Below are 24,940 nucleotides of genomic sequence, written 5' to 3' on the forward strand. Positions count from 1 at the left end.
TATAGAAAAAGATACATTTGCAACTATTTTTGAGCAACGGAGCCGGTAGGGATCGTTGGCGACATGAGTCACCGCGATAGCGAGTAGACGAATTTTTGAGGGGGGAAATAATGAAAAAAATTTCAGTACACGATGCGATTGGACATGTACTATGTCATGATATAACTCAAATAATACCTGGGGAAATTAAGGATAGAGCTTTTAAGAAGGGTCATGTTATAAAGGAAGAAGATGTGAAAACTTTACTTTCTTTAGGAAAAGATAATATTTATGTGTGGGAAAAAAAAGAAGGATATTTACACGAAAATGATGCAGCAAAGAGACTTGCGAATTTAGCCTCAGGTATAGGAATTGAATTTAGTGAAGTAAAAGAAGGAAAAATAAATTTCATTGCAAAATATGATGGACTTTTAAAAATAAATACAGATTTATTATTAAAAGTAAATTTACTCGATGAAATTATAATCGCCACAAGACATAATAACTATCCAGTAAAAAAAGGTGATAAGCTAGCAGGGACAAGAGTAATACCACTTATAATAGATGAGAAAAAAATTATTGAAGCTGAAAAAATTGCAAGTGGAAAAGCTATAGTAGATGTAGTGCCTTATAAAAAAGTAAATGTTGGTATAGTAACTACAGGAAATGAAGTTTATCATAAAAGAATAAAGGATGCCTTTGGTCCTGTTATAAGAAAAAAAGTAGAGAAGTATGGATGTAATGTTATAGAGCAAAAAATAGTTGATGATAATAGTGAAAAAATTAAAAGTGCTATAGAAGAACTTATAAATAAAGGTGCACAAATGATTATATGTACAGGAGGAATGTCTGTAGATCCAGATGATTTAACCCCAAGTGCTATTAAAAAAACAGGGGCTAGTATAATATCTTATGGAGCACCAGTATTACCTGGAGCTATGTTCTTACTTGCATATAAAGGAGATATTCCTATATTAGGACTTCCTGGTTGTGTAATGTATGCTAAAACTACAATTTTTGATTTAGTTCTGCCAAGAGTTCTTTCACAAGATAATATTACAATTAAAGATTTAGCTGGATATGGTCATGGAGGCTTATGCTTAGAATGCATTGAATGTACTTATCCACAATGTAGCTTTGGAAAAGGATGGTAGATTATATGAAAGAAATGATTAATTTAGAAGAAGCTAATCAAATATTAGGTGAAAAAAGCAATTATCTTGAACAGGAGTATGTAAATTTGAAAGATGCTCATAAAAGAATACTATCTAAAGATATAATTTCTACTATTAATCAGCCACCTTTTGATAGATCGCCTTTAGATGGATATGCATTAAAATCAGAAGATACTAAATGTGCAAGTAAAGAAAATGGGATTGCTTTAGAAATTATAGAAGAGGTTTGTGCAGGAAGTTATCCTACTAAAGATTTGAAAAATAATACTGCAACTAGAATTATGACAGGGGCACCTATACCAAAAGGAGCTGATTGTGTAATAAGGCAAGAAGATACTTATGAAAAAGATGGGAAAGTATATATACATAAAGAATTGAATAAGTTTCAAAATTACTGCTTTGAAGGAGAAGACTTAAAAAAAGGAGAAGTAGTTATAAAAAAGAATACTGAAATTAATTTTGGAGAAGTAGGAGTAATTGCAAGTCTTGGAATAAAAGAAGTACCAGTCTATAAAAAACCTAAGATAGCTATATTAAGTACAGGAGACGAACTATTACACATAGGAGAAAAGTTAACTCCAGGAAAGATATACAATAGTAATATATATACAATATCAGCTAGATTGAAAGAATTAAATACAGAGCCGGTTATATTAGGAATATCTGGTGATGATATAGAAAAAACTGCTAAAAATATTCTAGATACAATTGATGAAGTAGATTTAATAATAACTACAGGTGGAGTATCTGTAGGAAAAAAAGATATTATAAAAGATGTAATGAAAAAAATAAATGCAGATATATTGTTTTGGAAGGTTGATCTAAAACCTGGAACACCTGTACTTTGCAGTTGTTTAAAAGATAAATTGATAATAAGCTTGTCAGGAAATCCAGCAGCTGCTACTATAACGTTTGAATTGTTAGTAAGACCCTTGCTGAATAAAATGGTTAATAAAAAGGATTCAAAATTAAAAAGGGTAATTGCAGTATTTGATGATACTTACTTAAAAAAAAGCAATAGAAGAAGATTTTTACGAGGAGAGTTAAAATATTCACAAAATGGACCAATTGTTAAGCTTACTAGCTCAAAGCAATCTTCAGGAGTATTAAGCTCCATTATAAAATGTAATTGCTTAATAGAGGTAGCGGAAGGTTCTGATGGAATAAAAAAAGGGGATAAAGTGGAGATTATACCACTCAAAATGGAGGGTTAATTATGGACAATGAACTTAAGTTAAATCATTTTGATGAAAATGGAAAAGCAATTATGGTAGATGTAAGTGAAAAAGAGGATACTGTAAGAATAGCTATAGCTAAAGGTAAGGTGAGTATGAAAAAACAAACTCTTGCCTTTATAGAAAATGGAAAAATTGGAAAAGGTGATGTTTTAGGTGTAGCTAGAATAGCTAGTATTATGGCAGCTAAAAAAACGTATGAAATAATTCCAATGTGCCATCCCTTAATGCTTAGTAAATGCAGTGTTGACTTTTATATAGATAAAGAAAAATCACAAATTCATATAGAAACTACAGTTAAAACTACAGGAAAAACAGGAGTAGAAATGGAAGCTTTAACTGCTGTATCGGCAGCTGGATTGACTATATATGATATGTGTAAAGCTATTGATAAAGAAATGGTAATTGAAGATATCCATCTTGCTAAAAAAACAGGTGGAAAAAGTGGAATATTTATTAATGAAAGATAGATTTATGAAATTATTAGTGTTTTGCTTATTTATATTATGCACTCTATTTGTAAGTGTACCAATAATATCTTTATTTATATCATCAGGTGCACAAGTCATTTATCAAATAACAAATAATGTAGTTATAGATGCTTTTATTATAAGTATGAAAAGTACCTTGATATCTTTGATTATAATTATTATTTTGGGTCTTCCGAGTGCTTATATACTTGCAAGAAAAAAAATAAGATTTAAGAAGTATATAGAGACAATATTAGAAATACCTTTGGTTTTACCGCCTTCTGTAGCTGGATTAATACTACTTATAGCATTTGGTAAAAATGGAATTATCGGAAAGTTATTATATAAAATTGATTTAAAATTATCATTTACATTTTGGGCAATAGTAATTTCACAAGTGTTTGTAGCAATGCCGTTATTTATAAAAACAGCAAAAAATGGAATAGAAAAGGTTGATAAGGATTTAGAAGTAACTGCAGCAACATTAGGAGATAAGCCTATTCAAATATTTATAAATATAACCTTACCTTTGTCATATAGCTCGATATTAACAGGAGCTATTCTAGCATGGGCTAGATCCTTAGCTGAATTTGGAGCAACTATTATGTTTGCTGGAAATTTATCTGGAAAAACTCAAACATTACCTCTTGCAATATACTCAGCTATGGAAATAGATATGAATGTTTCTTTAGCAATGGCAACTATTTTAGTTATAATATCAGTAACTATACTGTTAATAACAAAGTATATTTCTAAAAGTGGCTAGGAGGATATTAATGCTTAAAGTTAAAGCGTGTAAAAAACTAGATAAGTTTGATATAAATGTTGATTTTAATACTAAAAAAGGTGAGATATTTGTAATATTAGGTTATTCAGGATGTGGAAAATCTACACTTTTAAATCTTATATCTGGTGTAATAAAGCCTGATTATGGGGAAATAGAATCTGATGAAAATTTAATATATTCTAAAAAAAATAAAATAGATCTACCAATACATAAAAGAAAAATAGGATATATACAACAAAAAAGTAACTTATTTCCTCATATGAATATTATTAAAAATATATCCTATGGAGTACGAAATAATCTGGATATATCTGAAGTTGAAAAAATTATGAAAATGCTTGAAATATATGATTTAAAAGATAGAATGCCAAATCAGATATCAGGAGGGCAAAAACAAAGAGTAGCTTTAGCAAGGGCGTTAATTATTAATCCTAATATATTATTGTTAGATGAGCCTTTTAGTGCTTTAGACAATATAATAAAACAAAAGCTTAGAACAATATTATTAGATATTAAACAAAGTTTTAATATTCCTATAGTTTTTGTAACTCATGATCTTGATGAGGCATATATGCTTGGCGATAAGATAGCTATTATGGATGAGGGAAAATTTTTAGATATAGGAAATAAAGAAGATATTTTTATAAGACCAAATAGACTAGATATTGCAAAGTTTGTTGGAATTAAAAATATTATAAAAGGTAGTTTAATTGAATGCAATAAAAATTATTTAATTATAGATGTAAGTGGAATATTTATAAAAATTAAAAATAAGAACTATGTAGAAACTAGAGATATTATACTTGGAATAAAATCTGAAGATATTAGTATAATTAATGAAGACAGAAAAAACAATGTATTTAAAGCTTATGTAAAAAAATTAAATTATACTATTAATAATTGTAAATTAATAGTAGCTTTAGAAAATAATTTAGAATTTGAAGTTGCAGTTAATAAAAAGATAATTAAGCAAAAGAATATTGAAATAGGAAGTTGTTTAAATATATATTTAGATGAAAATAATATCACCATCTTAAATAATGGACAAAATTGGGGGTGATTTAATGATATATAATACAGCGATTATACTTGCAGGAGGAAAAAGCAGCAGAATGAATTACCAAAACAAATCTTTTTTAAAATTAAAAAATAAAACATTTATTGAAAAAATCTTGGATGAGCTTGATTTATATGATGAAAAGATAATTATTTCTAATAAGCCAGAAGAATATTTAAACTTAGATGTTAAAGTTGTAAAGGATATAATCCCTCAGTGTGGACCATTGAGTGGAGTTCATTCAGGGTTAATAAATGCAAAATATGAATATAGCTTAGTTGTCGCTTGTGATATGCCATTTATAAATAAAGAATTTGTAAAAAATATTCTTACTTTTGCAACAGGGTATGATGCAGTTATTCCTATATCAAATGGATATATACAGCCTCTTTGTGGTGTATATAAAAAAACATGCTTACCTGTTATAGAAAAAAATCTAAAAAAAAATAATCATAAAATTAGAGAAATATTTAAAGATTTAAATGTTAGATACTTAAAAGATGAAGAAATAAATAAATTATCAAATAGTGAATATGTATTTATAAATATAAATAATCCAAAAGAATACGATTATTATGTGAGGGGAGAAAACAATTGATACCTATAGTTTGTATTGTCGGTAAATCTAATGTTGGAAAAACAACTTTAGTAGTTAAAATAATAAAAGAGTTAAGGAAAAGAAACTATAAAGTCTCAACAATTAAACATGATGTTCACGGATTTGATATTGACAAGCCTGGAAAGGATACCTTTAAGCATGCTCAAGCTGGAGCAGACTCTGTAATGATATCCTCACCTAATAAAATAGCTATGATAAAAAAAGTAGAGGAGGAATTAAGCCTTGATAAATTAATTCAACTTAATAATGACTCTGATATAATAATTGCAGAAGGATTTAAAACAAGTGATAAGCCTAAAATAGAAGTAATAAGATCTGAAAAATATACAGAGTCAATATGTAGGAAAGAAGATTTAATAGCTATAGCTAGTGATATAAATCATAATACCCAAGGCATACCAGTTTTTGATTTAAATGATTCAGTTGGTTTGGTAGATACGATAGAAGAAAAAATCTTAAATATTGGAAAGTGTGATAAATAATGATTGATAATTGGGGAAGAAAAATAGAATATTTAAGAGTATCAATAACTGATAGATGCAATTTAAGATGTATATATTGTATGCCAAAGGATGGAATTGAGCTTATTAAGCATGATGAAATATTGACATTTGAAGAATTAATAAGGATAATAAAATCTGCATCAGAATTAGGAATTTCAAAAATTAGAATAACTGGTGGAGAACCCTTAGCTAGAAAGGGAATAACCCAGTTTATAAGAAAAATAAAAAGTATAAAAGGAATCGAAGAGGTAAGCATTACTACAAATGGAATCTTACTTGAAGAGAATATAGACGATTTAATAAAGGCGGGCTTAGATAGAATAAATGTAAGTATAGATAGTTTAAATGAAGATATATACAGTAAAATAACTAGAAGTAAAGGTTTAGATAAAGTATTAAGGGGCATAAATGTTGCTTTAGACAAAGGAATAAAAAAAGTAAAAATAAATACAGTTATAGCAAAGGAAATAAATTACTCAGAAATAATGGATTTTGCAGAATTAACTGAAAAAATGCCAGTGGATGTTAGATTTATAGAGCTTATGCCTATTGGAGAAGGAAAAAAATATACACAAGTATCTAATGATGATATAAAAAAAATAATATTAAAAAAGAGAAAATTAATTCCGTTTTTAAATTCAAAAGGATCAGGACCAGCCACTTATTTTAGAACTTTATCAAGCAAAGGTGCTATAGGATTTATAAGTCCTATTAGTCATGAGTTTTGTAATAAATGTAACAGAATAAGGATAACGCCTGAAGGTTTTTTAAAGTTATGCCTTCACTGGAATGATGGAGTTGATTTGAAAAAGGTTTTAAGAAGTAAAGCAAGTGATGAGCAGTTATATAAAATTATATATAATGCTATAAAACAAAAGCCTTATAAACATGAATTTAAAAGTCAAAACAAAAATTCAGATTCTAGAAATATGTCTCAAATAGGTGGATAATTAGGAGGAGAAAAATGGGGAAAATATTAGGAGTATGTATAAGTGAGAAAAAAGGGGTTCAAAAGGTTAATGTGGGAAAAGTTGAATTAGTGAAAAATCATGGATTAAAAAAAGACGCACATGCAGGAAATTGGCATAGACAAGTTAGTCTGCTTTCATGGGAAAAAATAGAAGATTTCAAAAACAGGGGAGGACAAGTTAAGGATGGAGACTTTGGAGAAAATTTAATAGTACAAGGAATAGATTTAGCAAAATTACCAGTAGGAACCAAGCTTAAAATAAATGAAGCAGAATTAGAGGTAACTCAGATTGGAAAAGAGTGTCATCAGCATTGTGCTATTTATCATGCGGTTGGAGATTGTATAATGCCTAGAGAGGGAATATTTGCTAGAGTATTAAATGGAGGAGTAGTTCAAATAAATGATGTAATAGAGGTTGTTGACTAATGAAAAAATCTGTTTCTTGGTTAATTGTATTAATATGTATAACTATAGGAACCACAGGATGTAATAATAAGAAAGCAGAAAAAGAAATCACTGTATTTGCAGCATCATCTATGACTGAAAGCATGAAAGAAATTAAACAAAAATTTGAAAAAAATAATCCAGATACAAATATAATATTAAACTTAGATAGTTCAAGTAGACTTAGAACTCAGATTGAAAATGGAGTAAAAGCAGATGTTTTTATATCAGCAAGTGAAAAACATTGTAAAAAGCTAAAGGAAAAAGGTATTATAGATAATAAAGAAAAATTATTGAGTAATTCAATGGTTTTAATAGTTCCATCTGATAATCCTGCTAATATAGAGAATCTAAATGATTTAAGAAATAAATGTGATTTAGTAATAGCTCAAAGGGAAGTACCTGCGGGAGATTACGCATTAAAAATTTTAGATGATTTAAATAATAAATATGGTGAAGATTACAAAGAAAAAGTTTTAAATAATGTTGTTTCAAAAGAAAACAATGTTAAGCAAGTATTAGCAAAAGTTATTCTAAAAGAAGCACAAGCGGCTTTTGTATATTCATCTGATATTACAGATAATATAAAAAATAAGGTTAGGGTAATAGATATACCTAAAGATTACAATATTAATGCAGTTTACTTTTATAGCTTATTAAAAAATAGTGATGATGGTTTGAAGTTGTATAAATATCTTAAAAGTGAACAATCTGAAATTATTTTTGAAAAATATGGATTTAAATTATTTTAATCAAGTGAAACTTATCTTCAGGTGGAGTTTGTAACTCCATCTGAAGGTTAGTTGAACTTATCCAGAAGCTGTAGAGTTCTCATCTCCAACCTTGAAGAGGATGGAGTATTAGAACTCTTAGCTTTCGGATAAGAGTTATATATCACTATGAAAAAATCTGATTAAGTTTAGGTTTTAATATAGTGGTTCTTTTTTTGTATAATAAAATCAGTAAGTAAATATATTTAAAGGAGGGTTTTATGAATATTTTAGGTACTGGAATAGATATAATAGAAATAGAGAGAATAAAAAAAGCTATAAAAAAAAATAATAGGTTTTTAGAAAGGATTTATACACAAAAAGAAATAGAGTATTTTAAGCAAAAAAATTATAAGTCTCAAACTATAGCTGGGAATTTTGCTGCAAAAGAAGCTATAAGCAAAGCATTTGGAACTGGAATCAGAGGGTATAATTTTAAAGATATAGAAATATTAAGAAATAGTCTTGGAAAACCGGTTGTAAAATTATATAATGAATTATATAAATTGTCAGAAAAATCAGAAATGAAAGAAATTTTATTATCTATATCTCATTCAAAAGAATATGCAGTTGCAAATGCTATTATAACGACTAGAAAGGAGAAATAACTATGAAGGCAAAAGATATAATGACTAGTGATGTAGTAGTTGTAAATCAAGAGGATACTATAAAAGAGATAGCTGAAATATTCTTAAAGAATAGGATTGGGGGTGTTCCAGTAGTAGACAAGGAAAGAAAGATAGTAGGTATAATATCAGAAACTGATATTATACAAAAAGAGAAAAATGTAAATGTACCATCTTTTATAAATATACTTCAAGGGTATATATTTTTTGATAGTTTTAAAGAGGTAGAAGAGGATATTAGAAAGATAGCAGCTTATAAGGCATCCGATATAATGTCAAAGGGTGTTATGACTGTTAAAGAAGATGACAGTGTAGAATATGTTGCAAATGAAATGATAAAGAAGTCTATAAATAGGGTACCTGTTGTTGATGACAATAATTATATAAAAGGGATTATATGCAGATATGATATTATAAAAGCTATGTACAATTAAATATAAGGGGGGATTTTGTGAAAAAGTGGATTTTATGTATCCTTGTAATCATACTAGTAGGTATTAATTTTACAGGATGTAGGGAGTCCACAGATGAAGAAGTGTATTATAAATTTCAAAAGAAGATAAATAAATTAGATTCATATACATGTATAGCAACTATAAATGTATGTGGTAATAAATCTATAAAAGAATATGAAGCGAGTCACTATTTTAAAAGCCCAAATTACTACAAGCTCACAACATTAGATCCTAGTAATATAAAAGGAAAAATAACTATTTACGATGATGATAAGATTATAATAAAAAATCCAAAATACAATGATGAATTAAGATTTACTCATAAAGGGATAGAAAATAGATATTTATTTGTAGGAGATTTTTTGAAAAATATTTTTGAAAATGAAAATTTAAAAATAAGTTCCGATAAATATTTCTTGATTCTAGAAACTAATATACCTGGCTCTTCTTTTTATTTTAATAAACAAAAGATTTATGTTGACAAAAAAACATTAAAGCCTAATAAGTTAGAGATAATGGATATCAACTTAAAGAAAAGATTTGTTGTTAATTACAAGGAGTTTAAATACAACGGGGATTAAATTTAAGGGGGAAGGAATATTGAGTTATAAAACAAGAGCTACTTGGGCAGAAATAAATATAAAGAATCTAAAGCAAAATTATAAGAATATAAAAAAATTACTCAAAGAAGATACCAAAATATGCGGAGTTATTAAAGCTAATGCCTATGGACATGGTTCTATACAAATTGCAAAGGTGCTTGTAGATGAAGGCGCAGATTATTTAGCTATTGCTACACTTGAGGAAGGAATAGAACTTAGAAATAATGATATAAAACTACCCATATTATGTCTAGGCTATATACAAGAAGAATGCTTTGATCTAGCATTACAAAACGATATAGACATAACTATATATTCAAAAGAATCAGCCCAAAGTTTAAACAAAGTTAGTAAACAAAAAAATAAAAAAGCTAGAGTACATATAAAATTAGATACGGGAATGTCAAGACTTGGATTTCAAATAAATGACGAAACTGTAGACATTATTGAAAGTATATGTGGATATTCTAATTTAGATATTGTTGGTATATATAGTCATTTTGCTATGTCAGATGAGAAGGATAAGACTTTTACCAACATGCAATTTAATAAATTTAAATATATTATAGATGAATTAGAAAATAGAGGAATAAAAATTCCAATAAAGCATATATGTAATAGTGCGGGTATAATAGATTGCCCCAATTACCATCTTGATATGGTGAGAAGCGGAATAATACTTTATGGACATTATCCTTCTGATGATGTCATGAAGGATAGATTAGATCTAAGACCTGTTATGACACTAAAGACAACAGTATCTAATATTAAAACTGTAAATCCTAACACAGGAATAAGCTATGGTCAAAAGTATAGAACAAATGATTTTACAAAAATAGCTACTGTTCCTATAGGGTATGCAGATGGTTTTACAAGAATGTTAAATGAAAGTGCAAATATGAAGATAAAAGATAAACTAGTGCCTGTAGTTGGAAGAATATGCATGGATCAATGTATGCTACAAGTAGATGGGTTAGATGTAAGAATAGGAGATGAAGTAAAGATATTTGGAGAAGATGCCGATATTAAAATAGAGAGAATAGCTAATTCTTTAAATACTATAAATTATGAAGTTCTATGCATGATTTCTAGAAGGATACCTAGGGTCTATTTGGAAGGAAATACAGTTTTACACATACTAGATTATCTGATAAAATAAGTGTGTAATTAACTTTGGGAGGCGGTTTTGTGTCTAGTTGTATGGGTAAAAAGAAAATTGTTGTAAGTTTACCTAATAACTTACTTTTAGAAGTGGACAAAATAATAAAAGTAGAAAACAAAAATAGATCAGAGTTCATAAAAGAAGCAATGAGCCTTTATCTGAGAGAAAAAAGAAAAGTTCAAACGAGAGAATCTATGATAAAAGGCTATAGAGAAATGGGTGTTATAAACTTAGCTTTAGCAGAAATGGGTCTTAGCATGGATATGTCTTCTTTAGAGGGATATGAAGGGAAGATAGCAGAAGGTGAATAATTTAGAGATTAAACGAGGTGACATATTTTACGCGGACTTAAGTCCCGTAATAGGGTCTGAACAAGGGGGAGTAAGACCAGTATTAATTATTCAAAATGATATAGGTAACAAATATAGCCCAACGGTTATAATTGCAGCTATAACATCTCAAATAAATAAAGCAAAACTACCGACTCACATTGAAATAAACGCAAATGATTACGGACTTAATAGAGACTCAGTGGTGTTACTTGAGCAGGTAAGAACCATAGATAAAAGGAGATTAAGAGAAAAAATAGGCAATTTCGATGATGGTATGATGAAAAAAGTAGACGAGGGTCTTCAAATAAGTCTGGGATTGTTTGATATTTAGTGAGCTGATAAACAGCTCTTTTTTTTATATTGATTTATTCTATGAATTTTGTAATAATGTATATTAGTAATGAGTGGATTGGAGGGAAAAATTTATGCTTAAGAATTTGATTAAAAATAAAGTTGTGATATCTATTTTATCATGTTCGATTATTATAACATCTACATATATAGCTAAGGCATCTGATTATGAAGCAGGATCTAATATGGACCCTGTTGCAACAAAGTCCTATGTTGATATGAAAATAGATGAGCTTGCAAAGAATGTAAATCAAGTTATTGAAAAGATAAATACAAATAAGCAAGAACCAGGTACAGATGATAATCCACAAGAAAAACATTCTAATGAATTAGAGATAGTAGAGGTTCAAGAAGGGAAAAGTATAATATTAAAAGCAGGAAGTGAGATAATATTAAGAGGTGGTGAAGGAGCTATAATAGATTCAGAACTTGGTGGAATAGCTGATTTAACACAGGGGGTAGATTTAAGAGGAGGATATGAGGTTCCTGCAAATCATCTTTTAATGATTCCAAGATCAGATGGAAGAGGTATTATGGCAAAGACAAACTGCATATTCATGGTAAAAGGAGAATATGAGATAAAATAATCTAGAGGGGGATTAATACCCCTTATTTTCTTGTATTCAACCAAAATACCTAATTAAGCTAAAAATTATACTCATTAAAATAACGCTACTTAGTCAATATTTTAATTAAACTAAAGATTATACAGTTAAAATATCCTAAAAGTTCTAAACTCCCTTTGGTCAGACAACGAACTTTCTTAACGGATATTTTAACAGTATAATCTAAGTTTAATAATAAAATATTAACCAAAAGTATCTAACATTTTAATGAGCATAATTTTTAAGTGTAGTGCCTAGGTTTTTAGTGAAATTAAGAAAAAATACAATACATTTCAAATCTTTAGAATGGGGATTTTTGCAAAAACAAAGGAGGGATAGACTTGAAGGTAAATAGGTTGTTTAGTATATTTTTAATTATAGGTATATTATTTTCTAGTGTTTTAGTGTTTGAAAGAAATAGTATTGAAAGTGAATATAAAAATGTTGAGGTAGTTCTTGATTATGATCAATTAATTAAGATGCAACAAGAAAGTGATAAGGATTTAAAGTATTTCTTAGATGAATTTAAGAATATGAAGGTGGGTAGTGTTGCTTTAAATGAATCTACTATAAATACACTGAAAAATAGAAGAGAATACAATATAAAAACTAGTGTAGAGGGGTATGATTTAATAGTAAGTGCAGATGAATCAGTATATAATTTTATATTTGACGGATTTAAAAGAAAATTAGGAGCTAATAGAGTAGAGGCTATAGATGCGAGTACTATAAGAGTTAAGGGAGAGAGCAAAGATTATATATATGATGAAACTAAGCTCTATGATGTTCATGGAGATTATGTAGGAAAGAGTACGGTTTTAGAAGGCTCTAAGCTTGAGTTTTTGGGACTAGGTTTTTTACAAGAGGATATAGATACAATAAAGTCTAGTGGGCTAGATGTTCTTCCAAGACCTATATACTTATCTGAGTATGAAGATGAAAAAAGTATAAAGTACTATTTTGAATTTTTAGATAAACAAGATATTCGTCCAAGCTCTATAATATTTGCTGGTGGAGAGGTTTTAGGGTTTGGCTTAGATACTGATTACTTAAAAAAAGAGCTTAAAAAGAGAAATATGGTAGTAGGTATGATTGAAACTAGTGTACAAAGAGAAAATATAGATCAAAAAGGTCTAAAAAAATTAGTTGAGGATAGTGGATATTATGCTACAAGAGTATTTAATGTATGGGATTGGGTTCAAATAAGATATGATTATGAAATACCGTATCATCGCCAAGGACAAGAAATAATAAACTCTATGTACAGAGCTGTAACAGAGAGGAATATAAGGATTATATACTTTAAGCCTTTCATAGATAAACAAGGAAAATATGTAACGGATATGAGTATATACAAGCAGAGATTTGAAGAGTTTGATAATAGAATACAAAAAGGTCATAATATGAAAATTGGCAAGGTCAATTCTATGAGAGAAGTTCATCCTAATAGATTGATGCATATACCTATAGCTTTAGGTATAATAGCTGCATTTTTAATATTAATAGACAATCTGGTAAATATAAACTATAAATACATGAACATATTATTTGGATTATCATCAGCAGGTACTGCACTTTTATATGGTTTAGGTATTAAATCAGATCTTTTAGACAAAATGTTTGCATTACTTGCAACTATTGCAATGCCTTCTATAAGTATGGCGTTTATACTGTATATTATTAGACTAGCTTTAAAAACTAAAAATAATATGAATGCATTTAGTATATTAATAAAAGGAATAATAACATTGACAATAGCATGTATGATATCTTTAATAGGAGCTTTATTTGAGACATCTCTTCTACTTGATAGCAAGTTTTTACTTGAGATGGATATATTCAGAGGAGTTAAAATATCTCAAATTGTACCTATAATGTTTACTGTATTACTTTATTTATCTATATTTGGATATAAAAGAGAAGAAGAAAGAAATGGTTTATCTTTTACAGAAATAATAAGATTGTTTAAAGAAGATATAAAAATAGGACATGTTATAGTTTTAGGTGCGTTCTTGGTTATGGGTATTGTATTTATAGCTAGAACTGGACATGAGACTAATATAAAGCCTTCAAGTATAGAATTGTTGTTTAGAAATATGTTAGAGTTATTCTTGACAGCAAGACCTAGAAATAAATCATTCTTAATGGCTAATCCTGCTTTTATTTTAATGATGTATTTAGCGTTTAGAAAGAAAAAGTGGTCAATATTTCCTCTTTCTCTATTAGTTGTAATAGGTCAGGGAAATATAGTGAACACTTTCTCACATATAAGGGCACCTCTTTATTTATCTTATATTAGAACTAATTATGAGATATTATTTGGAGCTATCATAGGAGGCATATCTATTATTTTGATAGAGTTTATATGGAGAAAGATTGAAGGGAGAAAAATAAATGCCTAAAGTTGTTATATCCGGATATTATGGTTTTAATAATATAGGAGATGAAGCTATACTTAAAGGAATAATAGATGGAATAAAAGGTTTTAGTCAGGATACTGAGATAGTTGTTTTATCTCAGTATCCTGAATTCACTTCTAAAAAGCATAATGTAAGGTCTATAAAGAGAATGAATTTCTTCAGTATAATAAAAGAAATAAAAGATTGTGATTTGTTAGTTAGTGGAGGTGGGTCATTACTTCAAGATGTAACTTCAAAGAGATCTATTCTTTATTATATAGCTATAATACATATAGCTAAGATATTAAATAAAAAGGTTATGATATATTCTCAAGGGATAGGTCCTGTTAATAAAAATTACAACAGAAATCTTTTAAAGAGGGTTTTAAATAAGGTTGATTTTATAAATGTAAGAGATGAAAATTCTAAACAAGAGCTTTTAAATATGGGTATAGAAAAAAATATACTTGTTACTATGGATACTGTGTTTGGAATTAAAAAACCAAATATTGAGATTGGAAAAGAAATATTAAGGGATATAAATATAGATTTTGATAAGAAAATAGTGGGTCTTTCTATAAGACCTTGGAATAATAATAAGCAAATAGTATCAGAGATTAGTAAGGTTTGTGAAATTTTAGTAGAAGAATATGATTATCAAGTATTATTCATACCTTTTCATTTTTATGCAGATTCTAGTATAATAAAAGATATTTATAAAAACATAGATAAGAAATTCAGAAAAAATGTACTTGTATTAGACAAATACCTTTATGTAGATGAGTATATATCTTTAGTTGGAAATCTAGATTTTTTAATAGGTATGAGACTTCACGCACTTATATTTTCTGTTTTAATGGGGGTACCTGTTGTAGGACTTTCTTATGATCCCAAAATAAATAATTTCTTAAATTTTATTGAAAAGAATAATGTTATTTCTATTTTAAATATAAATTTTAATGATATAATGAATGATGTAAAATATTTAATAGATAATATTGATGAAGAGAGAGAATTAATATCTAGAAAAAGAGATGAATTTAGGGAAATAACTGACATTCACAATAAGATATTAATGGACTTGATTGAAAATAGAGGTGAATACTTTGGAAAAAATTGATATTTTAGGTGTTCCAGTACATAAGGTAGATATGAAGGAAGCATTAAATGCATCTAGCAATTTCTTTAATAAAGATGAAAAAAGTATTATAGTAACACCAAATAGTGAAATAGTTATGATGGCCAAGGATGATGAAAAGTTTTTAAATATAATAAAAGAAGCAGATCTTGTTATACCAGATGGAATAGGTCTTGTAATAGCTTCTAAAATAGTAAAAAATCCTTTAAAGGAAAGAGTTACAGGAATTGATCTTATGGAAAACATACTTAATTACTGTAACGAAAACAATAAATCTATATTTATAATAGGTGGAAAGCCTGGAGTTGCTGATAAGGCAGCTCAGAATATAGTCAAAAAATATCCTAACATAAAGAATTGGGGATCTCATCACGGTTACTTCAAAGGTTATCATATAGGATATGAAGGCCACGATGAGGAAAAAGAAGTTATAGACAAGATAAATGAAATAAAACCTGACATATTATTTGTTGCATTTGGAGCTCCAAAACAGGAATTATGGATTCAAAAATATAAAAATGAGATAGACACATCTGTTCTTATGGGTGTTGGGGGTAGTGTTGATGTATATGCAGGAGAAGTTAAAAGAGCACCTAAAATTTATCAAAAACTTGGACTTGAATGGTTATACAGATTAATAAAGGAACCGTGGAGATATAAAAGAATGATGTTGCTCCCTAAATTCATTGTACAGGTAATAGTAACAAAATAGATAAAGGGGAGAAGTTTAATATGAAGAAAAAGCATTGGAGTACTATATTAATTGAGTACATACTTATAACTATTGGATGTGCGTTAATGGCATTATCAATAGATCTATTTTTAGCACCACATACAATAGCACCTGGAGGAGTTACAGGTCTTGCTATAGTTATCAAAAAAATTACAGGGATATCTGTTTCTGTAACAAACCTGGTTATAAATATTCCGCTTTTTATAGCTGGAGTTATAATTCTTGGGAAAGCATTTGGAGCAAAAACTGGTTATGCTACACTTGCATTATCATTTTTTATAGAATTAGCTTCAAAAATGTCTTATGGATATATACCAACTGATGATATGTTGTTATCAGCTATATATGGAGGTCTTATTTCAGGTGTTGGAATAGGTCTAGTATTTAAATCTGGAGGGACTACAGGAGGAACAGATTTAGCAGGAGCAATACTTAATAAATATTTCCCTAATATAAGTATACCAAAGCTTATGATGTGTATAGACCTTCTTATAGTGGCACTTGCAGGTTTTGTAAATAAAAATGTAGAAACCTCTCTATACTCTATAATCGCACTTTACATACTTGTTAAAATGGCAGATTTTATAATAGAGGGTATGGGCTATTCCAAGGCCTTCTTTGTAATATCATCAAAGCCAGATAAAATAAGTGATGAGATAATGCAAACTTTAGGAAGAGGGGTTACCTGTATAAATGGGAAAGGTATGTATACTAAGAATAACAAAGATATATTATGGGTAGTAGTTGATAGAACACAAGAGGTAAAATTAAAAAATATAGTAAAAGACATAGATGAAAATGCATTCATAATGGTTGCAAATGTACATGAGGTTTTAGGAGAAGGATTTAAGCCTATAAGATCATAAAGTTAGTTAAAATTTTTTAAAATATATTAAGTTAAAATATAAGAAGGAGGGTAATAAATGAGAGATCATAATGAATTGAAACAAATTGCTACTAGTGTAAGAAAGAATATAGTTCAAATGATTAATGAATCAAAATCAGGTCATCCAGGAGGTTCGCTATCTTGTGTTGAAATAGTTACAGCTTTATATTTTGACGAGATGAACATAGATGCTCAAAATCCTAAGAAGGAAGATAGAGATAGATTTGTATTATCAAAGGGACATGCAGCTCCTGTTTTATATAGTGCTCTTGCTGAAAAAGGATATTTTGAAAAGGAAGAGTTATTCAAATTAAGAAAGATAAATTCTATGCTTCAAGGACATCCTGATATGAAAAGAACTCCTGGTGTTGAAATGTCTACGGGATCTTTAGGTCAAGGATTCTCTGTTGCTTGTGGTATGGCTATGGCATCTAAGATGGATAATGCTCCTTGGAGAGTATATACTATACTTGGAGATGGAGAAATCCAAGAAGGCTTAATATGGGAAGCGGCTATGAGTGCTTCTCACTATAAGTTAGATAACTTAGTTACTTTCTTAGATTTCAATGGACTTCAGATTGATGGTAAGAATGAAGATGTAATGAATATCTATCCAGTTGTTGATAAATTCAAAGCTTTTGGATGGCATGTAATAGAAATAGATGGACACGATTTTGATCAAATATTTGCATCACTTGACTCAGCTAGAGAAACAGTAGGAAAGCCAACGATGGTAATAGCTAAAACTGTTAAAGGTAAAGGTGTTTCATTCATGGAAAATCAAGCGGGATGGCATGGAACAGCTCCTAGCGATGAAGATTTAGCAGTAGCTTTAAAAGAATTAGGAGGTGTTGAGTAATGAAAAAAATAGCAACAAGAGAAGCTTATGGTAATGCCCTTGTTAAACTTGGACAAATGAACGAAAATGTAGTAGTATTTGATGCAGACCTCTCAAAATCTACAAAAACAGCAGGTTTCCAAAAGTCTTTCCCTGAAAGATTTTTCAACATGGGAATAGCAGAGCAAAACTTAATAGGATCAGCAGCTGGTATGTCAACTGCTGGAAAGATTCCTTTTGCAAGTACTTTTGCAATGTTTGCAGCTGGAAGAGCTTTTGAAGTAATAAGAAACTCTGTTTGTTATCCTAAATTAAATGTAAAAGTATGTGCAACTCATGCAGGTCTTACAGTTGGAGAAGATGGAGCATCTCACCAATCGGTAGAAGATATGGCTATAATGAGATCTATTCCTAATATGACAGTAATAGTTCCAGCTGATGGAGTAGAAACAGAGCAAATTATATTTGAAATAGCTAAATATAACGGACCAGTTTATGTAAGACTTGGTAGATCAGCAGTACCTACTATATTTGATGAAAACTATAAATTTGAAATCGGTAAGGGAGTTGAAGTTCTAGAAGGAACAGATGCTACTGTAATCGCTTGTGGAATGATGGTAAATGAAGCTATGCAGGCTCATGAAATTTTAAAAGAAGAAGGTATATCTTTAAGAGTTATAAATATGCCTACTATAAAGCCAATAGATACTGATATAATAATAAAAGCTGCTAAAGAAACAAAAGCTATAATAACAGCAGAAGAGCATAGTGTAATTGGAGGACTAGGATCGGCAGTTAGTGAAGTTGTAGCTGAGAATTGTCCAATTAAGATTAAAAAAGTTGGAGTTAAGGATACTTTTGGTGAATCAGGAACTCCTAATGATTTATTAGAAAAGTATGGTTTAACAGCGGTTGATATAGTTAAAGCAGTTAAAGAAAGTATTTAATAAGTTAAAGCTAGCATATTTATGCTAGCTTTTTTTAAAATGTATGTTTCTAATTTCAGCAAAACTCCATATAAGAACAGGTAAAATCACTTGAAATAAAAAGGCAAAATGATACCAAACTTTGTCTGTCCATTCCCAATATTCTTTTATATTATCAACCATAATATAAGATAGATTAATAGATATTAGTGCAATAGGAGTTATTATAAATCTATAGTCTTTAAAATTAAATAAATGAGCTAAGGCTATACATCCAGCCAATAAAAAAATACTTGTCTTGATAAATGCAGCTAATATTAATGTTGTACCTATTAATATCTCTATTCCTTGTATGTAAGGTCCAATACGTATTCTTGCAGCGACAAGATATGTAGGATGATACACAGATGCAGTAGATTCTATTCCTAAAACTAAAAGACTTGTTACTGAAAGTAAAAATATTAACATACCTCCTAAAAATAGGCTTGTAAAATATATATAATAAGAAGATCTTTTTTCCTTTAAGTTAGAGAATAATATAGGGAATCCTACTATTTGTGTAAATGGAAATAAAAAAGTTTGAAATAATCCCTTTATAATTGGTTTTATTCCACCATTAAGTACTGGATAAATATTACTTATATCCATATTTGGAATGGAAGATAAGGAAAAGAATAATATAAACATAATAAGTATTGGCAAAAAAGCCTTTGAAAACCTACTGGTTACTTCTATTCCCTGCTTTGTTGTAAAAATGCATAAGAGAGTTATAAATATTATAGGAATTATTAGTGGAGTTTCACCGAAATTAACTGTAGCAATAAATTGTGCTACATTTCTTAAAACTTCATATGTTTCTTCTATCATATAAAAAGCAAATAATCCTATTAATATTTTTCCAATAAATTTTCCAAAGCAAATTTCGGTAACCTCTAATATATTCTTTTCTGGAAATAGTTCGTATAATCTTGAATATATAAACATAATAGGCATAGAAATAAGTATTGATAATATAATACTTATCCATAGATTTTGCTCGGATTCTAGGCCTGATACTTGCATTGACGAAGTTCCTACTATGAACATAGTCATAAGGCATATTCCATGTGTATCAGATATAACTTCTTTGTTCACTATAAGACCTCCTATAAAAATAAGTAATCTTTTATAACGAATAGTAAATTATAATCATCTTCAAATTGTGGATAAGTATAATTTTCGTTATGAGTTCCAAAAAAGTCTACATTAAAAATTTTCAAAAATAAGACTTTTTTATTAAGACTTCTTTATAGTTTAACCAAAAAAATATATATTTATATTAGTTTTATTTAATTATATCCATATTTTTTCACTGTCTACTTTATAGGGTATATTATTATATCATAATAGCCTTTTTTCTAAATGCTTGTGTTTAATTTCAGCAAAAAACCATATAAAAATAGGTAATATTATTTGAAATGGAAATGCAAAATGATACCAAACCTTGTCTGTCCATTCCCAATATTCTTTTATATTATCAACCATAAGATAAGATAGGTTAATACATAGTAGGGCAATAGGAGTTATTATGAATCTATAATCTTCAAAATTAAATAAATGAGCTAAGGCTATGCAACTAGACAATAAAAGAACACTTATCTTGATAAATGCTGCTAATATCAATGTTGTACTTATTAATATTTCTATTCCTTGCACATAAGGGCCGATACGTATTCTTGCAGCCACAAGATATGTAGGATGATATACAGATGTAGTAGATTCTATTCCTAAAACTAAAAGACTCGTTACTGAAAGTATAAATAGCAAAATACCTCCTAAAAATAAGCTTGTAAAATATATATTATAAGAAGATTTTTTTCTTTCCAAAGAAGAAAGTATGATAGGGAAGCTTAATATTTGTGTAAATGGAAATAAAAAAGTTTGAAATATTCCCTTTATAATTGGATTTAAACCATCATCAAATATTGGATAAATGTTATTTATATCCATATTTGGAATGGAAGATAAGGAAAAGAATAATATAAACATAATAAGTATTGGCAAAAAAAGTTTTGAAAACCTACTAGTTACTTCTAATCCTTGCTTTGTTGTAAAAATACATAAGAGAGTTATAACTATTAGAATAATTATTAATGGAGTTTCTGGGAAATTGACTGTGGTAATAAATTGTGATGCATTCCTTAAAACTTCATAAGTTTCTTTTATCATATAAAAAGCAAATAATCCTATTAATATTTTTCCAATAAATTTTCCAAAGCAAATCTCGGCAACCTCTAATATATTTCTTTCTGGAAATAGCTCGTATAATCTTGAATATATAAACATAATAGGCATAGAAATAAGTATTGACATTATAATACTTATCCATAAATTTTGTTCAGATGATAAGCCTGATACTTGCATTGAGGAAGTTCCTACTATGAACATAGTCATAAGACATATTCCTTGTGTATCAGATATAACTTCTTTGTTCACTATAAGACCTCCTAAAATATAAGTAATATCTAATAGTTTGACCCAAAAAAAAAAATATATTAAATTTATTTAATTTAAATGCTAAGAAATGCATCTTTTTAAGCAAAAATGAGGCTCATCAAAATACCGCTATCTAGTCAATATTTTAATAAAACTAAAGAGTGCATCTTATTAAATATCTTAAAACTTCATAAACTCCCTACGGTCAAACAATTAAGTTTCTTAACATATATTTAAACGTTGCAATCTAAGTTTTATGGAAAAATATTAACCAAAAATAGCTAACATTTTGATAATCCTCATTTTTAGACTAGTATATAGTATTTAACAGTAATTAAGCTACAGTTTAAATGGATTCTTAATAATGACATACATTTGCTGCTTTTGTTTGTAAGTATCTGAAAAAATTGCGATAGCTATATATAACAACTTCACATACACTTAAAATGCTGGGGATTAAAATATTTAACACAGCAGCGGTATTTTAATCCCCGGCATTTAGGCACTTATAAACTTGAATAGCAAAAGTCAATCCGTTATGATCCATTATTAAAAAAATAAATACAATATATTCCAATTATAGAAAAAACTCATTATATTATTTCTAGACCATATGATATACTTCAATGGTACGAAAACATAAGAAAAAGGGAGGATTATACATATGAAAAAAATATACTTAATAGTAGTTGCAATTTTAACTGTAATATTAGCAGCTGGATGTACTAATACAAATGTAAGTAATAATAATGGGGAAACTAGTACAACTGAAAAATATACTAATAATGATTACATAGTTGAAGCAGATTGGCTAAATGATAATTTAAATAAAGATGATGTATTAATACTTGATACAAGATCGGAAAAAGAATATAAAAAAGGACATATATCTGGTGCTATAAATGTATCTTGGACTCAATTTGCTAATGTAAGTAATAAACCTGGAGATAAAGGGTGGGGTGTAGTTCTTGAACCTGAAAAACTATCTGAAAAGTTATCAGAGATAGGTATAGATGATAAAAAGACTATAGTTGCTTACTCTGATAATAAGAATGGATGGGGTGAAGATGGAAGAATAGTTTGGATGCTTAGAATGTCTAATTTAGAAAATACTAAAATGTTAAACGGTGGATGGCAGTATTGGAACGTAAAAGGTTATGAGGTATCCAAAGAAGAAGGTAGTATTATAAAAACAGACTTTAAAGTAGAGTCTTTTGATAAATCTTTAAATGCTGATACAGATTGGATTAATGAAAATTTAGGAAAAATAAAGATTGTAGATAGTAGAGATTCATCAGAATATGATGGTGCTGTTAAATATAAAGAAAAAAGAGGAGGACATATTCCACAATCTATAAATATAGTATATACAGATTTGTTTAAAGAAGATGGAAGAATTAAAAATCAAGAAGATCTTGAAAAAATGTTTGAAGCAGCGGGAATAAATAAGGATGATACTATTGTATCTTATTGCACAGGAGGAATTCGTTCGGCTTATATAACTATGGTATTTAAGATGACTGGATATGAAAAATCAATGAATTACGATGCTTCTTTTTATGAATGGGCTGGAGATGAAAGCTTAAAATTGGAAAAATAGTGTTTACATGTTTTAGTAAGTATGATAGAATTATATAAAATTAAAGATGAGAATATATTAGCCATGAAGGTAGTAAATCCTATAGGAATATGGGGTTATACATTCATGGTTTTTTGTTGTCCAATAAAAAATAAAGACCAGCTAGTAATAGTCAATAATTATTTTGAAAATTTATTTGTAATTTAATTTATTAAAAAATTGCGTAGCAAACAAGCCATTGAAAAATACGAACAATGACAATTGTATTATAGGGTTTTAATCTCGAAACTAAAATTAATTATTTTTCTCTCTCAGCTTAAATTTTATTCTGATTATAAAAAATATAGGTAGAATAAACATTTAAAAGTCGTTCAAAAAATGATTAATTCTTAGTTTCTTAGCGAGTAGTATTATGGATATTTCAAGTTAAACCTTATGTAGCTTTACAAGTGTTCTTAAGATACATTCTTTCATGGATTTTAGGATCTTTAATTTCATAAGGTTGTTTATTCTTAAGAACTGAAAAAATATATTTTAATAGCTTATTCATGATTGCTACAAGACCAACTTTTTTACTTTTACCTTTGAGGTTTTGGTGATAATAATTCTGTAAAACAGGATTAATAGCATTACCGTTACGAGTACTTCTGACTGAAGCTAATGCGACAGCATAAAGGGCTCTTCGCCCTATTCTAGTACCTCGTTTAGACATTTTGTTTTTAGTACTATTAAATTTACCAGATTGATTTACAGAAGGATCTATTCCAAAGAAAGCTACTAAATATTTAGCTTTATTAAACTTATTAATATCACCGATTTCACTTATAAGGGTTACGGCAGTAATAAATCCTACTCCTGGAATTGATGAAATTAAATGCACGCAATCTCTAATCTCGTTAGTTACATTTTTACTATTTAAGAATTCTTCTATTTGAAACAATAGTTCTTCAATTTGTAAAGAATATGTTTCATATAGATTAAGAAGTCTTGAAAGCTTAGAAGTGTAGCCAAATGTAGGTATAGCTATAGATTGTGCACTAGAAGATACCTCTAGTAATTTTGAATATATCTTGGCAGACCATTCAGAACCTTTTCTAGAAGTAGCTTTAATATGCTGGATAATCTCTTCTTTAGAAGCATTTAAAATATTACTAGGAGAAGAATACTTTTGTAATATAGAAATAGATGTATTTCCAGTAATGTTAGAAAAAACATTTTGATATCCAGGAAAAAACAATCTAATATCAGAAGATAATTTCTTTTTAACATTAGCTCTTAAATCTATTAATTCAAAGTATTCTCTACAAAGGCTTCGCAAGTAATAAATGTTGGTATTTAAGGCGTTTGAAGTTTTTATATTTTCAAATTTACCTGTTTTGGCAATAGAAATCGCATCGGAATTATCATTTTTTACTTTTCTTATGTTCTTATTCTTGTTACAATTAGTAACAAGAGGGTTAATAACAAATGTATTAACATTGTTATTATTAAGAAAGTAGAAAAGAGTAAGGTGATAGATTCCTGTTGCCTCCATGAAAAGTGCGATTTTCGTGGAAAACTCTTCTTCTACTTTTTTTATTGTTTCTAAAAAGTAGTTGAAGCCATCAGCATCATGGTTGAATCTAAAAGGTTTTTTATAAATTTCTCCGTTAGGAGCTAAAATAGCAGCTACAGAAAAGTCTGCTGCAACATCAACACCTATAACAGGTGTACTATAAAATTTTGACATGGTAATGTCTCCTTTCAAAAGTAAAAAAATAGAGTATCCATTTTTATCAGTAAGTCAAATATCCTTGTTGGTGACTCGGGTAATTCTAAGGGAAA

At 28.4% G+C, this 24,940-nt stretch carries 28 protein-coding genes; 25 read left to right on the forward strand and 3 right to left on the reverse strand.

Annotated elements, in window-relative coordinates; translation table 11 throughout:
* Positions 1 to 110: 110 nt before the first annotated feature.
* From N4A48_RS02450 to N4A48_RS02560, 23 genes are all read left to right on the forward strand, one after another.
* The gene (locus N4A48_RS02450; RefSeq protein ID WP_293664088.1) at positions 111 to 1,133 is read left to right on the forward strand and encodes a molybdopterin-binding protein; all 1,023 of its coding nucleotides are present in this window, start codon (positions 111 to 113) and stop codon (positions 1,131 to 1,133) included.
* 5 nt (positions 1,134 to 1,138) lie between these two features.
* Positions 1,139 to 2,368: a molybdopterin molybdotransferase MoeA gene (locus N4A48_RS02455; RefSeq protein WP_293664089.1), complete on the forward strand. Its 1,230-nt coding sequence runs from the start codon at positions 1,139 to 1,141 to the stop codon at positions 2,366 to 2,368.
* A gap of 2 nt (positions 2,369 to 2,370) precedes the next feature.
* Positions 2,371 to 2,859, forward strand: coding sequence for a cyclic pyranopterin monophosphate synthase MoaC (gene moaC / locus N4A48_RS02460; RefSeq protein ID WP_293664090.1), 489 nt, complete (start codon positions 2,371 to 2,373; stop codon positions 2,857 to 2,859).
* Positions 2,834 to 3,625, forward strand: a complete 792-nt coding sequence (gene modB / locus N4A48_RS02465) for a molybdate ABC transporter permease subunit (RefSeq protein WP_293664091.1) — start codon at positions 2,834 to 2,836, stop codon at positions 3,623 to 3,625. The genes moaC and modB overlap by 26 nt, the downstream gene beginning before the upstream one ends.
* A 10-nt stretch (positions 3,626 to 3,635) precedes the next feature.
* Entirely contained in the window at positions 3,636 to 4,706 is a 1,071-nt protein-coding gene (locus N4A48_RS02470) for an ABC transporter ATP-binding protein (RefSeq protein ID WP_293664092.1), read from the forward strand.
* A 4-nt stretch (positions 4,707 to 4,710) separates the two neighbouring features.
* On the forward strand, positions 4,711 to 5,301 hold the full coding sequence (locus N4A48_RS02475) for a molybdenum cofactor guanylyltransferase (RefSeq protein ID WP_293664093.1): 591 nt from the start codon (positions 4,711 to 4,713) through the stop codon (positions 5,299 to 5,301).
* Positions 5,298 to 5,804: a molybdopterin-guanine dinucleotide biosynthesis protein B gene (gene mobB, locus N4A48_RS02480; protein ID WP_293664094.1), complete on the forward strand. Its 507-nt coding sequence runs from the start codon at positions 5,298 to 5,300 to the stop codon at positions 5,802 to 5,804. The genes N4A48_RS02475 and mobB overlap by 4 nt, the downstream gene beginning before the upstream one ends.
* Complete coding sequence (moaA, locus tag N4A48_RS02485; protein WP_293664095.1) at positions 5,804 to 6,775, forward strand: GTP 3',8-cyclase MoaA; 972 nt, start codon at positions 5,804 to 5,806, stop codon at positions 6,773 to 6,775. Before mobB ends, moaA begins: the two co-directional genes overlap by 1 nt.
* Positions 6,776 to 6,789: 14 nt before the next feature.
* On the forward strand, positions 6,790 to 7,221 hold the full coding sequence (locus N4A48_RS02490; protein WP_293664096.1) for an MOSC domain-containing protein: 432 nt from the start codon (positions 6,790 to 6,792) through the stop codon (positions 7,219 to 7,221).
* Positions 7,221 to 7,991, forward strand: coding sequence for a molybdate ABC transporter substrate-binding protein (gene modA, locus N4A48_RS02495; RefSeq protein ID WP_293664097.1), 771 nt, complete (start codon positions 7,221 to 7,223; stop codon positions 7,989 to 7,991). The genes N4A48_RS02490 and modA overlap by 1 nt, the downstream gene beginning before the upstream one ends.
* A gap of 239 nt (positions 7,992 to 8,230) precedes the next feature.
* On the forward strand, positions 8,231 to 8,617 hold the full coding sequence (acpS, locus tag N4A48_RS02500) for a holo-ACP synthase (RefSeq protein ID WP_293664098.1): 387 nt from the start codon (positions 8,231 to 8,233) through the stop codon (positions 8,615 to 8,617).
* Positions 8,618 to 8,619: 2 nt separating this feature from the next.
* Positions 8,620 to 9,069 (forward strand): CBS domain-containing protein, encoded by a 450-nt coding sequence (locus N4A48_RS02505; protein WP_293664099.1) that lies wholly within the window; start codon positions 8,620 to 8,622, stop codon positions 9,067 to 9,069.
* A gap of 17 nt (positions 9,070 to 9,086) precedes the next feature.
* Positions 9,087 to 9,671 carry a germination lipoprotein GerS gene (gerS, locus tag N4A48_RS02510; RefSeq protein WP_293664100.1) on the forward strand — a complete coding sequence of 195 codons (585 nt, stop codon included), beginning with the start codon at positions 9,087 to 9,089 and terminating at the stop codon, positions 9,669 to 9,671.
* A 19-nt stretch (positions 9,672 to 9,690) separates the two neighbouring features.
* The gene (alr, locus tag N4A48_RS02515; protein ID WP_293664101.1) at positions 9,691 to 10,851 is read left to right on the forward strand and encodes an alanine racemase; all 1,161 of its coding nucleotides are present in this window, start codon (positions 9,691 to 9,693) and stop codon (positions 10,849 to 10,851) included.
* A gap of 29 nt (positions 10,852 to 10,880) precedes the next feature.
* Positions 10,881 to 11,165, forward strand: coding sequence for a CopG family ribbon-helix-helix protein (locus N4A48_RS02520; RefSeq protein WP_293664102.1), 285 nt, complete (start codon positions 10,881 to 10,883; stop codon positions 11,163 to 11,165).
* Positions 11,158 to 11,517, forward strand: coding sequence for a type II toxin-antitoxin system PemK/MazF family toxin (locus tag N4A48_RS02525; protein WP_293664103.1), 360 nt, complete (start codon positions 11,158 to 11,160; stop codon positions 11,515 to 11,517). Before N4A48_RS02520 ends, N4A48_RS02525 begins: the two co-directional genes overlap by 8 nt.
* 94 nt (positions 11,518 to 11,611) lie before the next feature.
* Positions 11,612 to 12,124, forward strand: a complete 513-nt coding sequence (locus tag N4A48_RS02530; RefSeq protein ID WP_293664104.1) for a hypothetical protein — start codon at positions 11,612 to 11,614, stop codon at positions 12,122 to 12,124.
* A 359-nt stretch (positions 12,125 to 12,483) separates the two neighbouring features.
* Positions 12,484 to 14,544: a DUF5693 family protein gene (locus tag N4A48_RS02535; protein ID WP_293664105.1), complete on the forward strand. Its 2,061-nt coding sequence runs from the start codon at positions 12,484 to 12,486 to the stop codon at positions 14,542 to 14,544.
* Positions 14,537 to 15,661, forward strand: coding sequence for a polysaccharide pyruvyl transferase CsaB (gene csaB / locus N4A48_RS02540; protein WP_293664106.1), 1,125 nt, complete (start codon positions 14,537 to 14,539; stop codon positions 15,659 to 15,661). The genes N4A48_RS02535 and csaB overlap by 8 nt, the downstream gene beginning before the upstream one ends.
* Positions 15,648 to 16,391: a WecB/TagA/CpsF family glycosyltransferase gene (locus N4A48_RS02545; protein WP_293664107.1), complete on the forward strand. Its 744-nt coding sequence runs from the start codon at positions 15,648 to 15,650 to the stop codon at positions 16,389 to 16,391. The genes csaB and N4A48_RS02545 overlap by 14 nt, the downstream gene beginning before the upstream one ends.
* A gap of 20 nt (positions 16,392 to 16,411) precedes the next feature.
* A complete protein-coding gene (locus N4A48_RS02550) occupies positions 16,412 to 17,278 on the forward strand; it encodes a YitT family protein (RefSeq protein ID WP_293664108.1) in 867 nt (288 codons plus the stop codon).
* A 57-nt stretch (positions 17,279 to 17,335) separates the two neighbouring features.
* On the forward strand, positions 17,336 to 18,157 hold the full coding sequence (locus tag N4A48_RS02555; protein ID WP_293664109.1) for a transketolase: 822 nt from the start codon (positions 17,336 to 17,338) through the stop codon (positions 18,155 to 18,157).
* Entirely contained in the window at positions 18,157 to 19,083 is a 927-nt protein-coding gene (locus N4A48_RS02560; protein ID WP_293664110.1) for a transketolase family protein, read from the forward strand. The genes N4A48_RS02555 and N4A48_RS02560 overlap by 1 nt, the downstream gene beginning before the upstream one ends.
* Positions 19,084 to 19,107: 24 nt before the next feature.
* Here N4A48_RS02560 and N4A48_RS02565 read toward each other — a convergent pair whose 3' ends face one another.
* The gene (locus N4A48_RS02565) at positions 19,108 to 20,196 is read right to left on the reverse strand and encodes a GerAB/ArcD/ProY family transporter (RefSeq protein WP_293664111.1); all 1,089 of its coding nucleotides are present in this window, start codon (positions 20,194 to 20,196) and stop codon (positions 19,108 to 19,110) included.
* Between the two features lie 246 nt (positions 20,197 to 20,442).
* Complete coding sequence (locus tag N4A48_RS02570) at positions 20,443 to 21,537, reverse strand: GerAB/ArcD/ProY family transporter (protein WP_293664112.1); 1,095 nt, start codon at positions 21,535 to 21,537, stop codon at positions 20,443 to 20,445.
* A gap of 664 nt (positions 21,538 to 22,201) precedes the next feature.
* Between N4A48_RS02570 and N4A48_RS02575 the strand changes: the two genes are divergently transcribed.
* The gene (locus N4A48_RS02575; protein WP_293664113.1) at positions 22,202 to 23,137 is read left to right on the forward strand and encodes a sulfurtransferase; all 936 of its coding nucleotides are present in this window, start codon (positions 22,202 to 22,204) and stop codon (positions 23,135 to 23,137) included.
* A gap of 21 nt (positions 23,138 to 23,158) precedes the next feature.
* Complete coding sequence (locus N4A48_RS02580) at positions 23,159 to 23,323, forward strand: hypothetical protein (protein ID WP_293664114.1); 165 nt, start codon at positions 23,159 to 23,161, stop codon at positions 23,321 to 23,323.
* Between the two features lie 226 nt (positions 23,324 to 23,549).
* On the opposite strand, the gene N4A48_RS02585 is transcribed toward N4A48_RS02580, so the two are convergent.
* On the reverse strand, positions 23,550 to 24,845 hold the full coding sequence (locus N4A48_RS02585; RefSeq protein WP_293664115.1) for an IS110 family transposase: 1,296 nt from the start codon (positions 24,843 to 24,845) through the stop codon (positions 23,550 to 23,552).
* Positions 24,846 to 24,940: the final 95 nt, after the last annotated feature.

This window comes from Tepidibacter sp., from assembly GCF_025210165.1.
GTDB lineage: Bacteria > Bacillota > Clostridia > Peptostreptococcales > Peptostreptococcaceae > Tepidibacter_A.